Source organism: Streptomyces hiroshimensis, from assembly GCF_014650335.1.
GTDB classification, from domain to species: Bacteria; Actinomycetota; Actinomycetes; order Streptomycetales; family Streptomycetaceae; genus Streptomyces; species Streptomyces hiroshimensis.
Genome location: NZ_BMUT01000010.1, coordinates 319544 through 336618, shown reverse-complemented (window position 1 = coordinate 336618; position 17075 = coordinate 319544). Strand labels below are relative to the sequence as shown.

The window sequence follows — 17075 nt, the reverse complement described above, 5'->3', positions numbered from 1 at the left end:
GCAGGGGTCACGTCCGGCGCCGCACCACGTACGCCGTCCCCCGCTCCGCCGGGCGCTCGCCCACGTACTCCTGCTCCCGCATGTCGCACCACGCGGGGATGTCCAGCCGCGCGGCCTCGTCGTCGGACAGGACGGTCACCAGCCCGCCCACCGGCACGTCGCCGATGGACCTGGCCAGGTCGATCACCGGGATCGGGCAGCGCTTGCCCAGCGAGTCGATCACCAGTTCCGACTCCGCCGCCTTCCGGGCGACGGCCGGCTCCGGCGCGGCCGGCGCGCCCAGCTCCTGCCGTACGGACGCCACCACCCCCGGCAGGATGCCGAGGAAGCGCTCGACGTCCTCCTCCGTGGTGCCCGCCGGCAGCGACACGCGGACGTTGCCCTCCGAGAGCACGCCCATCGCCTGCAGCACATGGCTCGGGGCCAGCGTGCTGGAGGTGCACGAGGAGCCGGAGGAGACGGAGAACCCCGCCCGGTCCAGGGCGTGCAGCAGCGTCTCGCCGTCGACATACAGACACGAGAAGGTGACCAGATGCGGCAGCCGCCGCACCGGGTCGCCCACCACCTCCACATCCGGTACGAGCGCCGGCACGCGCTCCCGGATCCGCTCGACCAGCGCCCGCAGCCGGGCGCTCTCGGCCGCGGCCTCCTGCCGCACGGCCCGCAGCGACGCCGCCGCCGCCACGATCGCGGGCAGGTCGGGGAAGCCCGGCGCCCGGCCCGACTCCCGCTCGTCCGCGGGCCCCTGGGGCGCGAACCGCACCCCCTTGCGCACGGCGAGCAGGCCCACGCCCGAGGGGCCGCCCCACTTGTGCGCACTGGCCGTCAGCAGCGACCAGCCCGCGTCCACCGGGCCCCACGCGAGCGACTGCGCGGCGTCCACCAGCAGCGGCACGCCCGCCGCCCGGCACTCCTCGGCCACTTCGGCGACCGGCTGCTCGGTGCCCACCTCGTGGTTGGCGGACTGCAGGGCCGCCAGCGCGGTGTCGGGGCGCAGCGCCGCGGCGTACGCACCGGGGTCCACGCGGCCGCCGCGGTCGACGGCGACCTCGGTGAAGCCGCCCCCGGCCGCCTCCAGGGCCGCGGCGGAGTGCAGCACGGCCGAGTGCTCGACGGCGGAGACCACGAGGTGGCGGCCGGTGCGGCGGCGCCCGGCGAGGGCGCCGGCGATGCCGTCGTGCAGGGCGCGGGTACCCGAAGGGGTGAAGGCGAGCTCGTCCGGGCGGCAGCCGACGGCCTCCGCGGCGGCCTCGCGCGCGGCGTCCAGCAGCAGCCGGGCCCGGCGGCCCTCGCGGTAGAGGCGGGCGGGATCGGCCCAGCCCTCGTCGAGGGAGGCCAGCAGCGCCTGGCGGGCGACGGGGTGCAGGGGGGCGGCGGAGGCGGCGTCGAAGTAGGGCACACCCAGAAACTAACCTGCCATCGGCGCGCGGCCGGTGCGTACCGTCCGACCTGCGCCGTAGCCGTCTGACGGTCCCCCAGACGGCGCCCGGACCCGTGGATTCCATCCCTTCGGGGAGTGACGCGGCGCGTTGGGCACCCTCCCCGCGCGGCCCCAAATAGCGTCCAGTAGGGTTTGGTCCGCATAAACATCCAAACCCCTGCCCGCAGCGGGCCGGCGACCGACCAGCGAGACGGCCGCAGCCGGCCGCACGGGCGAGACTCTCGGGAAGGCGCTACGTGAGTCCCAACGGCTCCGACCGCTCGTCGCGGCGCCCGGTGCGGCGGAAGCTGCTGCAGGCGCTGGCCGCGGGCGCTGTCCTGGCGACCGCCACCGGTTGCACATCGAAGGACTTCCCCCGCCTCGGAATGCCCACTCCCGTCACGGAAGAGGCGCCGCGGATCCTCTCCCTGTGGCAGGGCTCCTGGGCCGCCGCCCTCGTGACCGGCATCCTGGTGTGGGGCCTGATCATCTGGAGCGTCATCTTCCACCGGCGCAGCCGGACGAAGGTGGAGGTACCCCAGCAGACCCGGTACAACATGCCGATCGAGGCGCTGTACACCGCGGTCCCGATCATCATCGTGTCGGTGCTCTTCTACTTCACGGCTCGTGATGAGAACAAGCTCCTGACCAACCCTGACAAGCCGCAGCACGTCATCAACGTGGTGGGCTTCCAGTGGAGCTGGGCCTTCAACTACATGGAGGACGTCGACGGCAACGCCGCGACCCCGGCGAAGCCGCTCCGTGACAACAAGGAGCTCGACGCGATCCCGGACCGGTTCCTGAAGAAGGCACCGCAGGGCGCGGAGGGTGTCTACGACATCGGCATCCCCGGCACGCGCAACGAGCAGACCAACAACCCCGGCCCCACCCTGTGGCTGCCCAAGGGTGAGACGGTCCAGTTCGTGCTGACCTCGCGGGACGTCATCCACTCCTTCTGGGTGGTGCCGTTCCTGATGAAGCAGGACGTCATCCCGGGGCACACCAACAGCTTCACGGTGACCCCGAACAAGGAGGGCACCTTCCTGGGTAAGTGCGCCGAGCTCTGCGGCCAGGACCACTCCCGGATGCTCTTCAACGTCAAGGTCGTCTCTCCTGAGCGCTACAAGCAGCACCTGAAGGAGCTGGCGGCGAAGGGCCAGACCGGCTACCAGCCGGCGGGCATCGCGATGACGGATCACGCGAAGAACGCGGAGACCAAGAACAAGTGAGCATCCTCAACGAACCCCAGGGTGCCGCCGCCGCGACAGCCACGGCAGCACCGCCAGTCCGCCAGAAGCAGCCCGGTATCAATGCGGTCAAGTGGCTCACCACCACCGACCACAAGACCATCGGCACGATGTATCTGGTCACGTCGTTCGCGTTCTTCTGCATCGGCGGTCTGATGGCGCTGCTGATGCGCGCCGAACTCGCCCGTCCCGGCACGCAGATCATGTCGAACGAGCAGTTCAACCAGGCGTTCACGATGCACGGCACGATCATGCTGCTGATGTTCGCGACGCCGCTGTTCGCCGGTTTCGCGAACTGGATCATGCCGCTGCAGATCGGTGCGCCCGACGTGGCGTTCCCGCGGCTGAACATGTTCGCCTACTGGCTCTACCTCTTCGGCTCGATCATCGCGGTGGCCGGCTTCCTCACCCCGCAGGGTGCGGCCGACTTCGGCTGGTTCGCCTACTCCCCGCTGTCGGACGCCGTCCGCTCGCCGGGCGTCGGCGCCGACATGTGGATCATGGGTCTGGCCTTCTCCGGCTTCGGCACGATCCTCGGTTCGGTCAACTTCATCACCACGATCATCTGCATGCGCGCGCCCGGCATGACGATGTTCCGCATGCCGATCTTCACCTGGAACGTCCTGCTGACCGGTGTGCTGGTCCTGCTGGCCTTCCCGGTCCTGGCGGCCGCGCTGTTCGCCCTGGAGGCGGACCGTAAATTCGGGGCCCACGTCTTCGACGCGTCCAACGGCGGCGCCCTGCTGTGGCAGCACCTCTTCTGGTTCTTCGGCCACCCAGAGGTGTACATCATCGCGCTGCCGTTCTTCGGCATCATCTCCGAGGTCATCCCGGTCTTCTCCCGCAAGCCGATGTTCGGCTACTGGGGCCTGATCGCGGCCACGATCTCGATCGCCGGTCTGTCCGTGACGGTGTGGGCGCACCACATGTACGTCACAGGCGGTGTGCTGCTGCCGTTCTTCTCCTTCATGACCTTCCTGATCGCGGTCCCGACCGGTGTGAAGTTCTTCAACTGGATCGGCACCATGTGGAAGGGCTCGCTGTCCTTCGAGACCCCGATGCTGTGGGCCGTCGGCTTCCTGATCACCTTCACCTTCGGTGGTCTGACCGGCGTCATCCTGGCCTCGCCCCCGATGGACTTCCACGTCTCCGACTCGTACTTCGTGGTCGCGCACTTCCACTACGTGATCTTCGGCACCGTGGTGTTCGCGATGTTCTCCGGCTTCCACTTCTGGTGGCCGAAGTTCACGGGCAAGATGCTGGACGAGAAGCTCGGCAAGATCACCTTCTGGACGCTGTTCGTGGGCTTCCACGGCACGTTCCTGGTGCAGCACTGGCTGGGTGCCGAGGGCATGCCGCGCCGTTACGCGGACTACCTCGCCGCCGACGGCTTCACCACGCTGAACACCATCTCGACCATCAGCTCCTTCCTGCTGGGCCTGTCGATCCTGCCGTTCATGTACAACGTCTGGAAGACCGCCAAGTACGGCAAGAAGGTCGAGGTCGACGACCCGTGGGGCTACGGCCGTTCGCTGGAGTGGGCGACCTCCTGCCCGCCGCCGCGGCACAACTTCCTCACGCTGCCGCGCATCCGCTCCGAATCCCCGGCGTTCGACCTGCACCACCCGGAGATCGCGGCCCTGGAGCTCGAAGAGAACCTCGCGGCTGAGAAGGCCCTCGCGGGTGGCAAGGAGGCCGGCAAGTGAAGATCCAGGGCAAGATGTTCATCTGGCTCGCCGTCTTCATCCTCGCCATGGCGTGTGTCTACGGCGTGTGGTCGAAGGAGGCGGCCGGCACGACGGCCCTCTTCATGGCCTTCGGACTGTGCATCATGGTCGGCTACTACCTGGCGTTCACCGCGCGCCGGGTGGACACCGGCGCCGGTGACAACAAGGAGGCGGACGTCGCCGACGACGCCGGCGAGCTGGGCTTCTTCGCCCCGCACAGCTGGCAGCCGCTCTCCCTGGCGGTCGGTGGCGCCCTGGCCTTCCTGAGCATCTGCTTCGGCTGGTGGCTGATGTACTTCTCGGCCCCGATCATCATGGTCGGCCTCTTCGGCTGGGTGTTCGAGTTCTACCGAGGCGAGAACCAGAACCAGTAGCGAGCGGCCGGTGCCGTCCGGGCCCCGCACACCACCCGGTGTGCGGGGCCCGGTGCATTTCCACCCGTTTGCAGTCACCCGGCAGGCCGTACCCCCCGATCCTTCCTACGGTGTGACCATGACCCAGTCACGTCGACACCGTCTGGCGCTCACCGGGGCGGTGCTGCTGACCGCGCTGGCGGTGGGGGTCACCGCCTGCGGCGGCTCGTCCAACCCGCTGGCCGACAAGCCCTACGACGCCAGCGGCCAGGTCGAGCTCACCAGTGCCCGCGACGGGCAGAAGGCGGATCCCAGCAAGCCCCTGGAGGTGGTGGCCCGGGGCGAGGACCGGATCACGGACGTCACGGCCACGGACGCGGCGGGGCGCTACGTCAAGGGCGAGCTCGCCCCCGACGGCTCCCGCTGGCACAGCACCGGCGCCCTCGCCGCCGGCGCCCACTACACCGTCCGCGTCACCACCGAGGACGACAACGGCTCCCAGGGGCGCCGCACGATCGGTTTCGACACCAATCCGGCAGACCGCCTCCTGCGCGTCAGTTTCGGCCCGCAGAGCGGCACCTACGGCGTGGGACAGCCCATCACCGCCGAGCTGAGCACCCCCGTCCAGGACCCGGCCGCCCGCGCGATCGTCGAGCGCACCCTCAGGGTCGAGTCCCAGCCCGCCGTGGAGGGCGCCTGGCACTGGGTGGACAACCGCACCCTGCACTACCGCCCGAAGGAGTACTGGCCCGCCCACACCACCGTGGACGTGCACGCCACCCTCGACGGCATCAAGGTCGGCGGCGGCCTCTACGGAGGACCCTCCCGGGCCGTGCGGATGACGACGGGCGACCGCATCGAGGCCGTCACCGACGCGAGCGCGCACAGCATGACCGTGACGGTCAACGGCAAGGAAGTGCGGTCCATCCCGGTGACCACCGGCAAACCCGGCTACGCCACCCGTAACGGGGTCAAGGTGATCCTGGGCCGGGAATCCTTCGTACGCATGCGCGGCACCAGCATCGGCATCGCCGAGGGCAGCGCGGACTCCTACGACCTGCCCGTCCACTGGGCCACCCGGGTCACCTGGAGCGGCGAATACGTGCACGCCGCGCCCTGGTCCGAGGGGTCCCAGGGCGCCGAGAACGTCAGCCACGGCTGCACCGGCATGAGCACCGCCAACGCCAAGTGGTTCTTCGACACCGTGCACGTCGGCGACATCGTCAAGGTCGTGGGCAGCGCCGGCGCGACCATGACCCCGTTCGACAACGGCTTCGGCGACTGGAACATGGCCTGGGACGAATGGCGCAAGGGCAGCGCCCTCGTCGGAGGGAAGACCGAGCGGAGCGGCAACCCCGCCGATGCGGCCCGCCTGCGCCCCGAGCTCTAGCCGTGCCGCGGGCGCCTCAGGCGTCCACGGCCTTGCGGGCGCGCAGCAGGCCCGCCAGGGCGTCGGCGAAGGCCGCCGGGTCCAGCGGGTGCGTCACGGCCGCGTCGGCGCGGCTCCAGGTGGCCAGCCAGGCGTCCTGCGGACGGCCCATCAGCAGCAGCACGGGCGGGCAGCGGAACACCTCGTCCTTCAGCTGCCGGCACACCCCCATGCCGCCCGCGGGCGCCGTCTCGCCGTCCAGGACGCACACGTCCACGTGGTGCGCCTCCAGGGCCGCGAGCACGCCCGGGAGGGTCGCGCACTCCACGTACTCGACCGGCGGCACGTCGGGGGCCGGCCTGCGCCCCGCGGCCAGCCGGACCTGCTCGCGGGTGTCCGCGTTGTCGCTGTAGACCAGCACGGTGGCCGTCGGCTGCATCGTTCCTCCAGGCTTGTGTTCGGCACAGCTGTGGATCTGATGTGGAGCTGATCGATGGCCGGACTCTACTCCGCGAACACCCTTCCGGAGGAGGGTCCGTCAGGCCCCCGAGGTGCCCCGGAACGTCCGGTTCCCCCCTTTGGGGGACGCCGGCGCTGGGCCGTACGAGGAGCGCACATGCTCTTGACACACCGAACGGCACCCCCCGGAGTGAGCACGAGATAAGCGACCGACATAATGTCGGTCGTGGCGACTGCAACAGCAACAGATACCGGGCACGCACACCCGTCGGTCAATCGACCGAACCTCACCAGCGTCGGAACCATCATCTGGTTGAGTTCCGAGCTGATGTTCTTCGCGGCCCTCTTCGCGATGTACTTCACCCTGCGATCGGTGACCGGCGCGGACCACTGGAAGGAAATGGCGTCCTCGCTGAACCTTCCGTTCTCGGCGACGAACACCACGATCCTGGTGCTCTCCTCCCTCACCTGCCAGCTCGGCGTCTTCGCCGCCGAGCGCGGCGACGTGAAGAAGCTGCGCACCTGGTTCACGATCACGTTCGTGATGGGTGCCATCTTCATCGGCGGCCAGGTCTTCGAGTACACCGACCTCGTGAAGAAGGACGGTCTCTCGCTCTCCTCCGACCCGTACGGCTCGGTGTTCTACCTGACGACCGGCTTCCACGGCCTGCACGTGACGGGCGGTCTGATCGCCTTCCTGCTGGTTCTGGGCAGGACGTACGCGGCCAAGAGGTTCACCCACCACCAGGCGACGGCGGCCATCGTCGTGTCCTACTACTGGCACTTCGTCGACGTGGTGTGGATCGGCCTCTTCGCCACGATCTACTTGATCAAGTAATCGGTCCCGTCCCGCACCGGACCAACAGTCCAGATCGACGCAGAAGATCCTGACACCGGGGTAATCCGTGAAAAAGCTCTCCGCACGACGACGCCATCCGCTGGCGGCGGTCGTCGTCCTACTCTTCGCGCTGGCGGTAACTGGGGGGCTGTACGCCGCGTTCGCGCCGGCGGACACGGCCAAGGCCGATGAAACCGCCCAGTCCCTCGCCATCGAGGAGGGCAAGAAGCTCTATTCCGTGGGCTGCGCAAGCTGCCACGGCACCGGCGGTCAGGGCACCACCGACGGTCCGAGCCTCGTCGGCGTCGGCGCCGCGGCCGTCGACTTCCAGGTCGGCACCGGCCGCATGCCGCTCCAGCAGCAGGGTGCCCAGGCCCCCCGCAAGAAGTCGATCTACACGCAGGCCGAGCGCGACCAGCTCGCCGCGTACATCGCCTCGCTGGGCGCCGGCCCTGCGGTCCCGACCAAGGATCAGTACAGCCCGGACGGCGCGGACATCGCCAAGGGCGGGGAGCTCTTCCGCACCAACTGCGCCCAGTGCCACAACTTCACCGGTAAGGGCGGCGCGCTCTCCAACGGCAAGTACGCTCCGGACCTGACGGACGTCAACCCGAAGCACATCTACGAGGCCATGCAGACCGGCCCGCAGAACATGCCTTCCTTCCCCGACACGACGATGTCGGAGAAGAACAAGAAGGACATCATCGCGTACCTCGACACGGTCAACAGCAGCAAGTCGGAGAGCCCGGGCGGCCTTGAGCTGGGCGGGCTCGGCCCGGTCAGCGAGGGTCTGTTCGCGTGGATCTTCGGCCTGGGCGCACTGATCGCAGTAGCCATCTGGGTCGCGGCCCACACCGCTAAGGCCAAGAAGTCATGAGTAGCCAAGACATTCCAGAAGAGAACCTGCCGAGCACGCAGGACGCGCACGGCGGTGCCGTGACGAAGACGGCCGGCGACCCGTTCGCCGACCCGGGCCTGCCGCCGCACGAGCCCCGCATCCAGGACGTGGACGAGCGGGCGGCCCAGCGCTCCGAGCGCGTGGTCGCCTTCCTGTTCCTGCTGTCCATGCTGGCCACCGTGGGCTTCATCGCCTCCTACGTGAGCCTGCCGGTCGACAAGAGCATCTACGTCTTCCCGATCGGCCACATCAGCGCCCTGAACTTCGCGCTGGGCATGACCCTCGCGGTGGCGCTGTTCTGCATCGGCGCGGGCGCGGTCCACTGGGCCCGCACCCTGATGTCGGACGTGGAGGTCGCCGACGAGCGGCACGCCATCGCCGCCGAGCCCGATGTCAAGGCCAAGGTCATGGCCGACTTCAAGCAGGGCGCGGAGGAGTCGGCCTTCGGCCGCCGCAAGCTGATCCGCAACACCATGTTCGGTGCGCTGGCCCTGGTGCCGCTCTCCGGCGTGATGCTGCTGCGCGACCTCGGACCGCTGCCGGGCACCAAGCTCCGCAAGACCGCCTGGTCCGAGGGCAAGATGCTGATCAACCAGAACACGCTGCAGCCGCTGCGTCCCGAGGACATCCAGGTCGGCTCCCTCACCTTCGCCATGCCCGAGGGCATGAAGGAGGAGGACCACGACTTCCAGCAGGAGATCGCCAAGGCCGCCCTGATGATCATCCGGCTCCAGCCGGAGAACATCAAGGACAAGCGCGAGCTCGACTGGTCGGCCGACGGCATCGTCGCGTTCTCCAAGATCTGCACCCACGTCGGCTGCCCGATCAGCCTCTACGAGCAGCAGACGCACCACGTGCTGTGCCCCTGCCACCAGTCCACCTTCGACCTCTCCGACGGCGGACGCGTGATCTTCGGCCCCGCCGGCCACGCTCTTCCGCAGCTGCGGATCAAGGTCAACGACAAGGGCTACCTTGAGGCCATGGGCGACTTCGCCGAGCCCGTCGGTCCTGCCTACTGGGAGCGCGGATGAGCACTACGACCACCAACCAGTCCGGCGCAGGTGCGCCGGGCCGCCGCAAGGCGCCCGCGGGTGAGCGGGTAGCCGACTGGGCGGACGGCCGGCTCGGGATCTACTCCCTGGCCAAGGCCAACATGCGGAAGATCTTCCCGGACCACTGGTCCTTCATGCTGGGCGAGGTCTGCCTCTACAGCTTCGTGATCATCATCCTCACGGGTGTGTATCTGACGCTGTTCTTCCACCCGAGCATGAACGAGGTCGTCTACCACGGCTCGTACGTGCCCATGCAGGGCATGCACATGTCCGAGGCGTTCAAGTCGACCCTCGACATCAGCTTCGACGTCCGTGGCGGTCTGCTCATCCGGCAGATCCACCACTGGGCCGCGCTGATCTTCCTCGCGGGCATGTTCGTGCACATGATGCGCGTGTTCTTCACGGGTGCGTTCCGCAAGCCGCGTGAGGTCAACTGGCTGTTCGGCTTCCTGCTGTTCGTCCTCGGCATGTTCACCGGCTTCACCGGTTACTCGCTGCCGGACGACCTGCTCTCCGGCACCGGTGTCCGCTTCATGGAGGGCGCGATCCTGTCCGTGCCGATCATCGGCACGTACATCTCGATGTTCCTCTTCGGCGGCGAGTTCCCCGGCTCGGACTTCGTGCCGCGGTTCTTCTCCATCCACGTCCTGCTGCTGCCGGGCATCATGCTCGGTCTGCTGGTGGCCCACCTGATCCTGGTGATCTACCACAAGCACACGCAGTTCCCCGGCCCGGGCCGGACCAACAAGAACGTCGTCGGCCTCCCGCTGATGCCGGTCTACATGGCCAAGGCCGGTGGCTTCTTCTTCCTGGTCTTCGGCATCATCGCGGCCATCGCGGCGATCGCCTCGATCAACCCGATCTGGGCCATCGGCCCGTACCGCCCGGACCAGGTGTCCACCGGCGCCCAGCCCGACTGGTACATGGGCTTCGCCGAGGGTCTGATCCGTGTCATGCCGGGCTGGGAGATCAACCTGTGGGGCCACACGCTCGTCCTGGGCGTGTTCATCCCGCTGGTCATCTTCCCGCTGGTGCTCGGTGCGATCGCGGTCTGGCCGTTCATCGAGTCCTGGGTCACCGGTGACAAGCGCGAGCACCACCTGCTGGACCGCCCGCGCAACGCCCCGACGCGCACCGCCTTCGGTGCCGCCTGGATCGCCGCGTACTTCGTGATGCTGGTCGGTGGTGGAAACGACCTGTGGGCCACCCACTTCCACCTGTCGATCAACGCCATCACCTGGTTCGTCCGCATCGGCTTCTTCGTGATCCCGGTCCTGACGTTCATCGCGACCCGCCGGATCTGCATGGGCCTGCAGCGCCGCGACAAGGACAAGGTGCTGCACGGACGCGAGTCCGGCATCATCAAGCGCCTGCCGCACGGTGAGTTCGTCGAGGTCCACGAGCCGCTCTCGCAGGAGCAGCTGCACACCCTCACGGCGCACCAGCAGCCCCAGCCGCTCGAGCTGGAGCCGGAGTACGACGAGAACGGCGTGGCCCGCAAGGCCGGCGCAGGCCAGCGCCTGAAGGTGAAGCTCTCCAAGGGCTTCTACGGCGAGGGGACCCAGATCCCCAAGGCCACGCGCGAGGAGTACGAGGAGATCACGAGCGGCCACGGCCACCACTGATCCCCTGATCACCGCCTGTGATCCACACTGATCGCTGATCGCCACAGCGAGAGCCCCGTCCAGCGCCTGGACGGGGCTCTTCGCTGTTCCCGGGGGTGGATAGGCTGGGCGGGCAGACCCCGGGACGAACCCGGCTCTCCGGACCGACCACCAGGAGCGTGGACCATGAACGTTGTGACCCCGGCAGGCGGCGACAGCGCGGTGGCCCCCTCCTGGCCGGGTCTCCTGGACGCCCTGCTCGCCGGCCGCGACCTCACCGCCGGCGACACCGCCTGGGCCATGGACCGGATCATGCGCGGCGAGGCCACCGGCGCGCAGATCGCGGGCTTCCTGGTCGCCCTGCGGGCCAAGGGCGAGACGGTCGCCGAGATCTCCGGCCTGGTGCGCACGATGTACGAGCACGCCCGGCTGATCGAGGTGCCCGGCCCCAGCGTGGACATCGTCGGCACCGGCGGCGACGGCGCCAAGACCGTCAACATCTCCACCATGTCCGCGATCGTCGTCGCCGGCACCGGCACGAAGGTCGTCAAGCACGGCAACCGGGCGGCGTCCTCGGCCAGCGGCGCCTCGGACGTCCTGGAGAAGCTGGGCGTCAACCTCGACCTCAGCCCGAAGCGGGTGGCGGAGGTGGCCGAGGAGGCCGGCATCACCCTGTGCTTCGCGGTGACGTTCCACCCCGCCCTGCGGCACGTGGCCGCGGCGCGGCGCGAGCTCGGCATCCGGACGACGTTCAACGTGCTGGGCCCGCTCACCAACCCCGCGAAGGTACGGGCCCAGGCCACGGGCGTCGCGGACGCCCGGATGGCGCCGATCCTCGCCGGGGTGCTCGCCGAGCGCGGCTCCTCGGCGCTGGTCTTCCGCGGCGACGACGGCCTCGACGAGCTGACGACGACCGCGACCTCGCGGGTGTGGGTGGTCTCCGGCGGGCGGGTCCGCGAGGAGGCCTTCGACCCGCGGGAGGTGGGCATCGACCTGGTGCCGGTGGAGGCGCTGCGGGGGGCCGACGCCTCCTACAACGCGGATGTCGCGCGCCGCCTGCTCGCGGGCGAGACGGGTCCGGTGCGGGATGCGGTGCTCCTCAACTCCGCCGCGGCGCTGGTGGCGTTGGCGCCCACGGAAGCGCCGCTGGCGGAGCAGATCCGGGCGGGGATCGCGCGGGCCGCGGAGTCCGTCGACTCCGGGGCGGCGCGCCGGGCGCTCGAACGCTGGGTCATGGCCAGCAACGCGTAGTGCGTAGTGCGCAGTGCCGCGAAGGGGCGTCCGTGATACGGACGCCCCTTCCGGGCAGGCGATCAGCTGTGCCATACTCTCGGCCAAGGTCACGAGTGACAGCGACACGGCCCCGGCCCGCTGTCCGGCAACCCTCCTTCCGTGGCGGGGTGCCCCGGGTGATGACCAGGTCGCAGGCAGCGAGGTCTGCGGCAAGCGCGGATCCCTCGCCAGGGATCCTGGTTGTCGAGGGAGTTCCTTCCGTGGTTCAGCGAATGCGTTAGGGCTCGAAGAGCCCCTTTTCCGCGCACCCTTCCTTCCTTTCCCGCGCCCGTCGCGCGGTGGAATTCGCCTGCCTTTTTACGGGAGTTCGCCATGTCTGTCTCCACCCTTGCCTCCGACCGGTCCGTTTGCACCCCTCTGCCCGTTCTCGGGCGGGATATCCGCGTCCCGCTGGTGACCGGGGGAGAGGTGACCTACGCGGCGCTGGACTACGCGGCCAGCGCCCCCGCCCTGCAGCGGGTGTGGGACGACGTGGCGGCGTACGCGCCCTACTACGGCAGCGTGCACCGCGGCGCGGGCTACCTCTCGCAGCTGTCGACGGAGCTGTTCGAGAACAGCCGGGCGGACGTCGCCGCGTTCCTCGGCTGCCGGGAGGGGGACCAGGTGGTCTTCACCCGCTCGACCACCGACTCGCTCAACCTGCTCGCGGCCGTACTCCCCGCCGGGACACGGGTGTTCGTCTTCGAGACCGAGCACCACGCGGCGCTCCTGCCCTGGGAGCGGCGCGCGGACGTCGAGGTGACCTACCTCGATGCGCCCCGCACGCCCGGGCAGGCGGTCGAGACGCTGGAGCAGGCGCTCGCGGCGCGCGAGCCCTACGGCCCCGCGCTGGTGTGCGTGACCGCCGCGTCCAATGTGACCGGCGAGCTGTGGCCCGTACGGGAGCTGGCCGCCGCCGCGCATGCCCACGGTGCGCGGATCGTGGTGGACGCGGCCCAGCTCGTCCCCCACCAGCAGGTGGACATCGAGGAGCTGGACTGCGACTGGATCGCCTTCTCCGGGCACAAGCTGTACGCGCCGTTCGGCGCCGGCGTGCTGGCCGGACGGGCGGACTGGCTCCGGGACGCCGATCCCTACCTGGCGGGCGGGGGCGCGAGCCGGCGGGTCGGGCGGGGCGCCTCCGGCGAGGTGGAGGTGGACTGGCACGAGGGGGCCGCCCGGCACGAGGCCGGTTCGCCCAACGTCATCGGGGCCTACGCCATCGCTTCCGCGTGCAAGGCGCTCACCGAGGAGGGCTTCGACCGGCTCGCGGAGCGGGAGCGGCAGCTGATCAGCGCGGTACGGGAGGGGCTGGCGGCGGTGCCCGGGGTGCGGGTGCTGTCCCTGTTCGGGCCGGAGGCGCCGCGCGTGGGCGTGTTCTCCTTCACCGTCGACGGCTGGAACAGCTCGCACTTCGCGGCGGCGCTCTCCGCGGAGTACGGGATCGGGGTCCGTGACGGCCTCTTCTGCGCGCATCCGCTGGTGCGGACGCTGGTCGGCGGCGCGTCCTCGGCGGACGGCGGGTGCGGCTCCGACGAGGGGGCGCCCCTCAACGCGATCCGCGTGAGCTTCGGTGCCGGCACCCCCGACGAGCACGTCGAGCGATTTGTGGCGGCCGTCGGCGAACTCGTCCGCCACGGAGCGAAGTGGTCCTACCGGACCGAGGGTGGACGCTGCGTCCCCGCCTGACGGCGGGTTGCCGGAATCGCAGGTTGCGCCCGGTCCGGCACCGCCGGTCACACCAGTGGGGGCTGAGCGCCGCTGCGGCGGGGGAGTTCCCTGGGGCGAGCCCCCGGCCCCCGGCAGGGGGAAACGGTGAAAGGGCGGGGCCGGGGCTTCTTTATCCGCCGCGACGGCGTGTAACCCCCACCGGAGGTGACCGGCGGTAGTGAACCGGCCTCGGCCTACGACTCCAGGCCGATGGCGAACGCCGCTTCGAGGTCGTGCTGCGAGTACGTGCGGAACGCGATGTGCGTCTCCGTCGACGCGACGCCCGGGACCTTGCTGATCCTGCCCGGGATGACGTCCGCCAGGTCGTCGTGCCGGGCCACCCGCACCATGGCGATCAGATCGTGCGCACCCGTCACCGAGTACACCTCGCTCACTCCCTCGATCGCGGCGATCTGCTCGGCGATCTCGGGGATCCGGTCGACGTCGGTCTTGATCAGCACGATCGAGGTGATCACTGCGGGCTCCTATCGGGGGTCGGGGGGCAGCCCCGCTTCACTCTAGTCGCACGTCCGTACCTCGCCCACGCGTACAGGAAGCCCAGCGCGAAGCCCACGACGTGGGCGAGGTAGGCGACGCCGGGGCGGTCGCCGGCCGTGCGGGCGGCCACCCACTGCAGGGCGAACCAGAACAGCAGCACGGCCCAGGCGGGGAACCGCAGCGGCAGGAAGAAGAGGAACGGGAAGAGACTGGTGACGCGGGCCCGGGGGAAGAGGTAGAGGAAGGCTCCGAGGACCCCGGAGATCGCGCCGGAGGCGCCGACGAGCGTGCGGTCGGAGGCGGCGTGCGCGGCCGCGTAGCCGAGCAGGGCCAGCACTCCGGCGGTGAGGTAGAAGAGGGCGAAGGGTCCGCGTCCCATGCGGTTTTCGGCCATGGCGCCGAAGACATAGAGGAAGAGCATGTTCCCGAGCAGATGCAGCCAGTTGCCGTGCACGAAGAGCGCGGTGAGCGGGGTGATCAGCTCCGCCGGCGGCCCGTGCCAGAGCTTCAGGGGCACCACACCCCAGCGTTCGAAGTAGGCGGTCTGGGCGGCCAGCAGATTGCTGCCGCTGCCGTGGCCGCCGGCCAGGGGCGCGGTGAGGCCCGCCGCGGGGCCCAGCAGGAACACCGCGCAGCAGGCGCCGATGAGGCCGTAGGTGACCAGGGGAGCCTTTCCGGCCTTTCCGAACATGAGCAGATCATGACGTACGGGCAGCAAAGCGCACAGAGTGCCTCGCCGGGCCGTCGAAGCGGGCCCGCACTCCGCGCCGCATGACCATCAGGCCGTAGGGTTACGGGAAGCACACCCGCAGTTCGATGGACTTGATGAGGACGGACGAGACGATGGGCGTTCCCCAGCCGGCGGCCGGCACCCGGTGGCGCTGCGCTCTGTGCGGCAATCTCACCCGGTTCGATGTGACACGTACGACCAAAGCCGTGGAATTCGTCCATCTCGACCTCTCCGGTGAGCCGCACGTGGAGGAACGCGAGGTGGTCAGTGAGACGATCGAGTCCGTGCGTTGCCGCTGGTGCAACGCGGTCGACCAGGTCGAGCTGGTGGACCGGCCGGGCGCAAAGGCCTGAAGAACGGGAGCGGTGAGCGGTGGTGGAGCACACGGGTGGCGCGGAGGCGGCCGGTGGGCCTGGTGACACCGGTGGGACCGACGGCGCTGCCGAGGTGCTCGACCGTCCGTTGCCGGAAGGCGTGCGACGCCGGGTCATCGGCCTGGTGGCGGAGGCGTTCGGCGGCCTGACCGTGGCCGAACTCCCGGCGGCGCTGCGGCAGTACGCCCGGTTCACGCCGAGCCGGCGGGCCAAGTTCGCGGGCAATGCGATGGCCGCGGCGGTGGAGAACGACCCCGCGTTCCGCCAGCGCATCTCGGCCAGGCTGCGTGAGACGGGCTCCGAGCTCGCCGAGGCGCTGGACGCCGGTTCGCCGCCGGCGGCCGCCGATCCGGAGGACGTGGCCGCCATGGCCTACGTGCTGCGGCCCACGGGCTGGGTCAAGCTCGTGACGGCGGCCGGCGAGGAGGCCCTGCGGGCGACCGCGGAGCGCGCGGGCGAGGAGGCCCAGCGCGAACTGCGGCGGCTGCGCGAGGAGCTGGCGGAGGCCCGGGCCGCGGCGCGGTCCGAGACCGAGCGGATCCGCGCCGAGCTGGAGGCGGCCCGCAGGGAGTCCGATGCGCTGCAGCGCAAGCTGCGCAGCGCCGTCGCCGATGTGCGGCGCGGCGAGGCCGCCCTGCGCAAGGCCGAGGCCGAGCTGGAGTCCGTCCGGGCGGCGGGCGCGGCCGAGAAGGCCGCCGCGCTGGGGGAGACCCGCCGGCTCAAGACGCGGCTGTCGGAGGCCGAGGCCGCGCTGGAGGCGAGCCGCCGGGCGGTGCGCGAGGGCCGCAGCGTGGAGGACATGCGCCTGCGGCTGCTGCTGGACACGGTCCTGGACGCGGCGCAGGGGCTGCGCCGCGAGCTGGCGCTGCCGCCCGCCTCCGTACACCCCGCGGACACCGTGGACGCCGTGGAGCCGGGCCGGATGACGCCGAAGGACATCGCCACGCGCGCCCTGTCCGAGACCGATCCGGCGCTGCTGGACCAGCTGCTGGCGCTGCCTCAGGCGCACCTCGTGGTCGACGGCTACAACGTCACCAAGACCGGCTATCCGACGATGCCGCTGGACAAGCAGCGGCTGCGGCTGCTGGGCGGGCTCGCGATGCTGGCCGCGCAGACGGGCGCCGAGGTGACGTGCGTCTTCGACGGGGCCGAGCTGGCCGCGCCGGTGCTGCTCGCGCCGCCGCGCGGGGTCCGGGTGCTCTTCAGCAAGCCCGGGGTGACCGCGGATGAGCTCATCCGCCAGCTGGTGCGGGCCGAGCCGCCGGGCCGTCCGGTCGTGGTGGTCTCCACCGACCGTGAGGTCGCCGACGGCGTCGCGAAGGCGGGCGCCCGGCCGGTCGCATCGGCCCTGCTCCTCAAGCGACTTGCCCGTACCTGACCGTCAAGCCGCCATCACCGGCTGTGTCATGTTGGTAAAGCTTCTGTTGAGGCAGGAGATTTTTCTGTTGAGGATTTGAACGGATCACTCCGGGGTCACTAAGGTCGGGCCTCGAACCTTCGCCCGGTCGATCATCCATTCGGGGT

The 17075-nt window shown here is 70.1% G+C and carries 16 protein-coding genes and 1 riboswitch; of the genes, 12 read left to right on the top strand and 4 right to left on the bottom strand.

All coding sequences use genetic code 11. The annotated features are described in order from the left end of the window. Positions 1–7: 7 nt before the first annotated feature. Entirely contained in the window at positions 8–1399 is a 1392-nt protein-coding gene (locus tag IE241_RS23510) for a cysteine desulfurase/sulfurtransferase TusA family protein (RefSeq protein WP_190023780.1), read from the bottom strand. A gap of 278 nt (positions 1400–1677) precedes the next feature. On the opposite strand from IE241_RS23510, the gene ctaC reads away from it, so the two are divergent. The 4 genes from ctaC (at position 1678) to IE241_RS23490 (ending at position 6137) form a co-directional block, all read left to right on the top strand. After that, the gene (ctaC, locus tag IE241_RS23505) at positions 1678–2649 is read left to right on the top strand and encodes an aa3-type cytochrome oxidase subunit II (RefSeq protein WP_190023779.1); all 972 of its coding nucleotides are present in this window, start codon (positions 1678–1680) and stop codon (positions 2647–2649) included. After that, positions 2646–4373, top strand: coding sequence for an aa3-type cytochrome oxidase subunit I (gene ctaD, locus IE241_RS23500; protein ID WP_190023778.1), 1728 nt, complete (start codon positions 2646–2648; stop codon positions 4371–4373). Before ctaC ends, ctaD begins: the two co-directional genes overlap by 4 nt. Continuing rightward, positions 4370–4768, top strand: a complete 399-nt coding sequence (locus IE241_RS23495) for a cytochrome c oxidase subunit 4 (RefSeq protein WP_190023777.1) — start codon at positions 4370–4372, stop codon at positions 4766–4768. Before ctaD ends, IE241_RS23495 begins: the two co-directional genes overlap by 4 nt. 118 nt (positions 4769–4886) lie before the next feature. Next, positions 4887–6137, top strand: coding sequence for a L,D-transpeptidase (locus IE241_RS23490; RefSeq protein WP_190023776.1), 1251 nt, complete (start codon positions 4887–4889; stop codon positions 6135–6137). Between the two features lie 16 nt (positions 6138–6153). Here the strand turns inward: IE241_RS23490 and IE241_RS23485 are convergent, their stop codons facing one another. Continuing rightward, positions 6154–6555, bottom strand: a complete 402-nt coding sequence (locus IE241_RS23485; protein ID WP_190023775.1) for a DNA-binding transcriptional response regulator — start codon at positions 6553–6555, stop codon at positions 6154–6156. A 237-nt stretch (positions 6556–6792) separates the two neighbouring features. On the opposite strand from IE241_RS23485, the gene ctaE reads away from it, so the two are divergent. The 6 genes from ctaE to IE241_RS23455 all read left to right on the top strand — a co-directional run bounded on the left by ctaE (position 6793) and on the right by IE241_RS23455 (position 13928). Beyond that, positions 6793–7413 (top strand): aa3-type cytochrome oxidase subunit III, encoded by a 621-nt coding sequence (gene ctaE / locus IE241_RS23480; protein WP_190023774.1) that lies wholly within the window; start codon positions 6793–6795, stop codon positions 7411–7413. A gap of 67 nt (positions 7414–7480) precedes the next feature. After that, on the top strand, positions 7481–8290 hold the full coding sequence (gene qcrC, locus IE241_RS23475; RefSeq protein ID WP_190023773.1) for a cytochrome bc1 complex diheme cytochrome c subunit: 810 nt from the start codon (positions 7481–7483) through the stop codon (positions 8288–8290). Further along, positions 8287–9342 (top strand): cytochrome bc1 complex Rieske iron-sulfur subunit, encoded by a 1056-nt coding sequence (gene qcrA, locus IE241_RS23470; RefSeq protein ID WP_190023772.1) that lies wholly within the window; start codon positions 8287–8289, stop codon positions 9340–9342. The genes qcrC and qcrA overlap by 4 nt, the downstream gene beginning before the upstream one ends. Next, positions 9339–10988 carry a cytochrome bc1 complex cytochrome b subunit gene (gene qcrB / locus IE241_RS23465; protein WP_190023771.1) on the top strand — a complete coding sequence of 550 codons (1650 nt, stop codon included), beginning with the start codon at positions 9339–9341 and terminating at the stop codon, positions 10986–10988. Before qcrA ends, qcrB begins: the two co-directional genes overlap by 4 nt. Before the next feature lie 165 nt (positions 10989–11153). Then, positions 11154–12218, top strand: coding sequence for an anthranilate phosphoribosyltransferase (gene trpD / locus IE241_RS23460; protein ID WP_190023770.1), 1065 nt, complete (start codon positions 11154–11156; stop codon positions 12216–12218). 87 nt (positions 12219–12305) lie between these two features. After that, positions 12306–12422: riboswitch (SAM riboswitch) on the top strand. A 150-nt stretch (positions 12423–12572) separates the two neighbouring features. Next, the gene (locus tag IE241_RS23455) at positions 12573–13928 is read left to right on the top strand and encodes an aminotransferase class V-fold PLP-dependent enzyme (RefSeq protein WP_190023769.1); all 1356 of its coding nucleotides are present in this window, start codon (positions 12573–12575) and stop codon (positions 13926–13928) included. A 215-nt stretch (positions 13929–14143) separates the two neighbouring features. Here the strand turns inward: IE241_RS23455 and IE241_RS23450 are convergent, their stop codons facing one another. Further along, positions 14144–14425 carry an Lrp/AsnC family transcriptional regulator gene (locus IE241_RS23450; protein WP_106676590.1) on the bottom strand — a complete coding sequence of 94 codons (282 nt, stop codon included), beginning with the start codon at positions 14423–14425 and terminating at the stop codon, positions 14144–14146. Beyond that, a complete protein-coding gene (locus IE241_RS23445; protein ID WP_190023768.1) occupies positions 14422–15138 on the bottom strand; it encodes a rhomboid family intramembrane serine protease in 717 nt (238 codons plus the stop codon). The genes IE241_RS23450 and IE241_RS23445 overlap by 4 nt, the downstream gene beginning before the upstream one ends. Before the next feature lie 152 nt (positions 15139–15290). On the opposite strand from IE241_RS23445, the gene IE241_RS23440 reads away from it, so the two are divergent. Together IE241_RS23440 and IE241_RS23435 are read left to right on the top strand one after the other, a co-directional pair. After that, positions 15291–15530, top strand: coding sequence for a hypothetical protein (locus IE241_RS23440; protein ID WP_190023830.1), 240 nt, complete (start codon positions 15291–15293; stop codon positions 15528–15530). A 19-nt stretch (positions 15531–15549) separates the two neighbouring features. Continuing rightward, on the top strand, positions 15550–16929 hold the full coding sequence (locus IE241_RS23435; RefSeq protein WP_190023767.1) for an NYN domain-containing protein: 1380 nt from the start codon (positions 15550–15552) through the stop codon (positions 16927–16929). Positions 16930–17075: the final 146 nt, after the last annotated feature.

Bases quoted from the DNA above. Each gene is read 5' to 3' on its own strand.
- IE241_RS23445 (WP_190023768.1), bottom strand. From the start codon at position 15,138: ATGTTCGGAAAGGCCGGAAAGGCTCCCCTGGTCACCTACGGCCTCATC.
- IE241_RS23455 (WP_190023769.1), top strand. From the start codon at position 12,573: ATGTCTGTCTCCACCCTTGCCTCCGACCGGTCCGTTTGCACCCCTCTG.
- ctaE (WP_190023774.1), top strand. From the start codon at position 6,793: ATGTCGGTCGTGGCGACTGCAACAGCAACAGATACCGGGCACGCACAC.
- qcrA (WP_190023772.1), top strand. From the start codon at position 8,287: ATGAGTAGCCAAGACATTCCAGAAGAGAACCTGCCGAGCACGCAGGAC.
- IE241_RS23485 (WP_190023775.1), bottom strand. From the start codon at position 6,555: ATGCAGCCGACGGCCACCGTGCTGGTCTACAGCGACAACGCGGACACC.
- IE241_RS23440 (WP_190023830.1), top strand. From the start codon at position 15,291: ATGGGCGTTCCCCAGCCGGCGGCCGGCACCCGGTGGCGCTGCGCTCTG.
- qcrB (WP_190023771.1), top strand. From the start codon at position 9,339: ATGAGCACTACGACCACCAACCAGTCCGGCGCAGGTGCGCCGGGCCGC.
- IE241_RS23490 (WP_190023776.1), top strand. From the start codon at position 4,887: ATGACCCAGTCACGTCGACACCGTCTGGCGCTCACCGGGGCGGTGCTG.
- trpD (WP_190023770.1), top strand. From the start codon at position 11,154: ATGAACGTTGTGACCCCGGCAGGCGGCGACAGCGCGGTGGCCCCCTCC.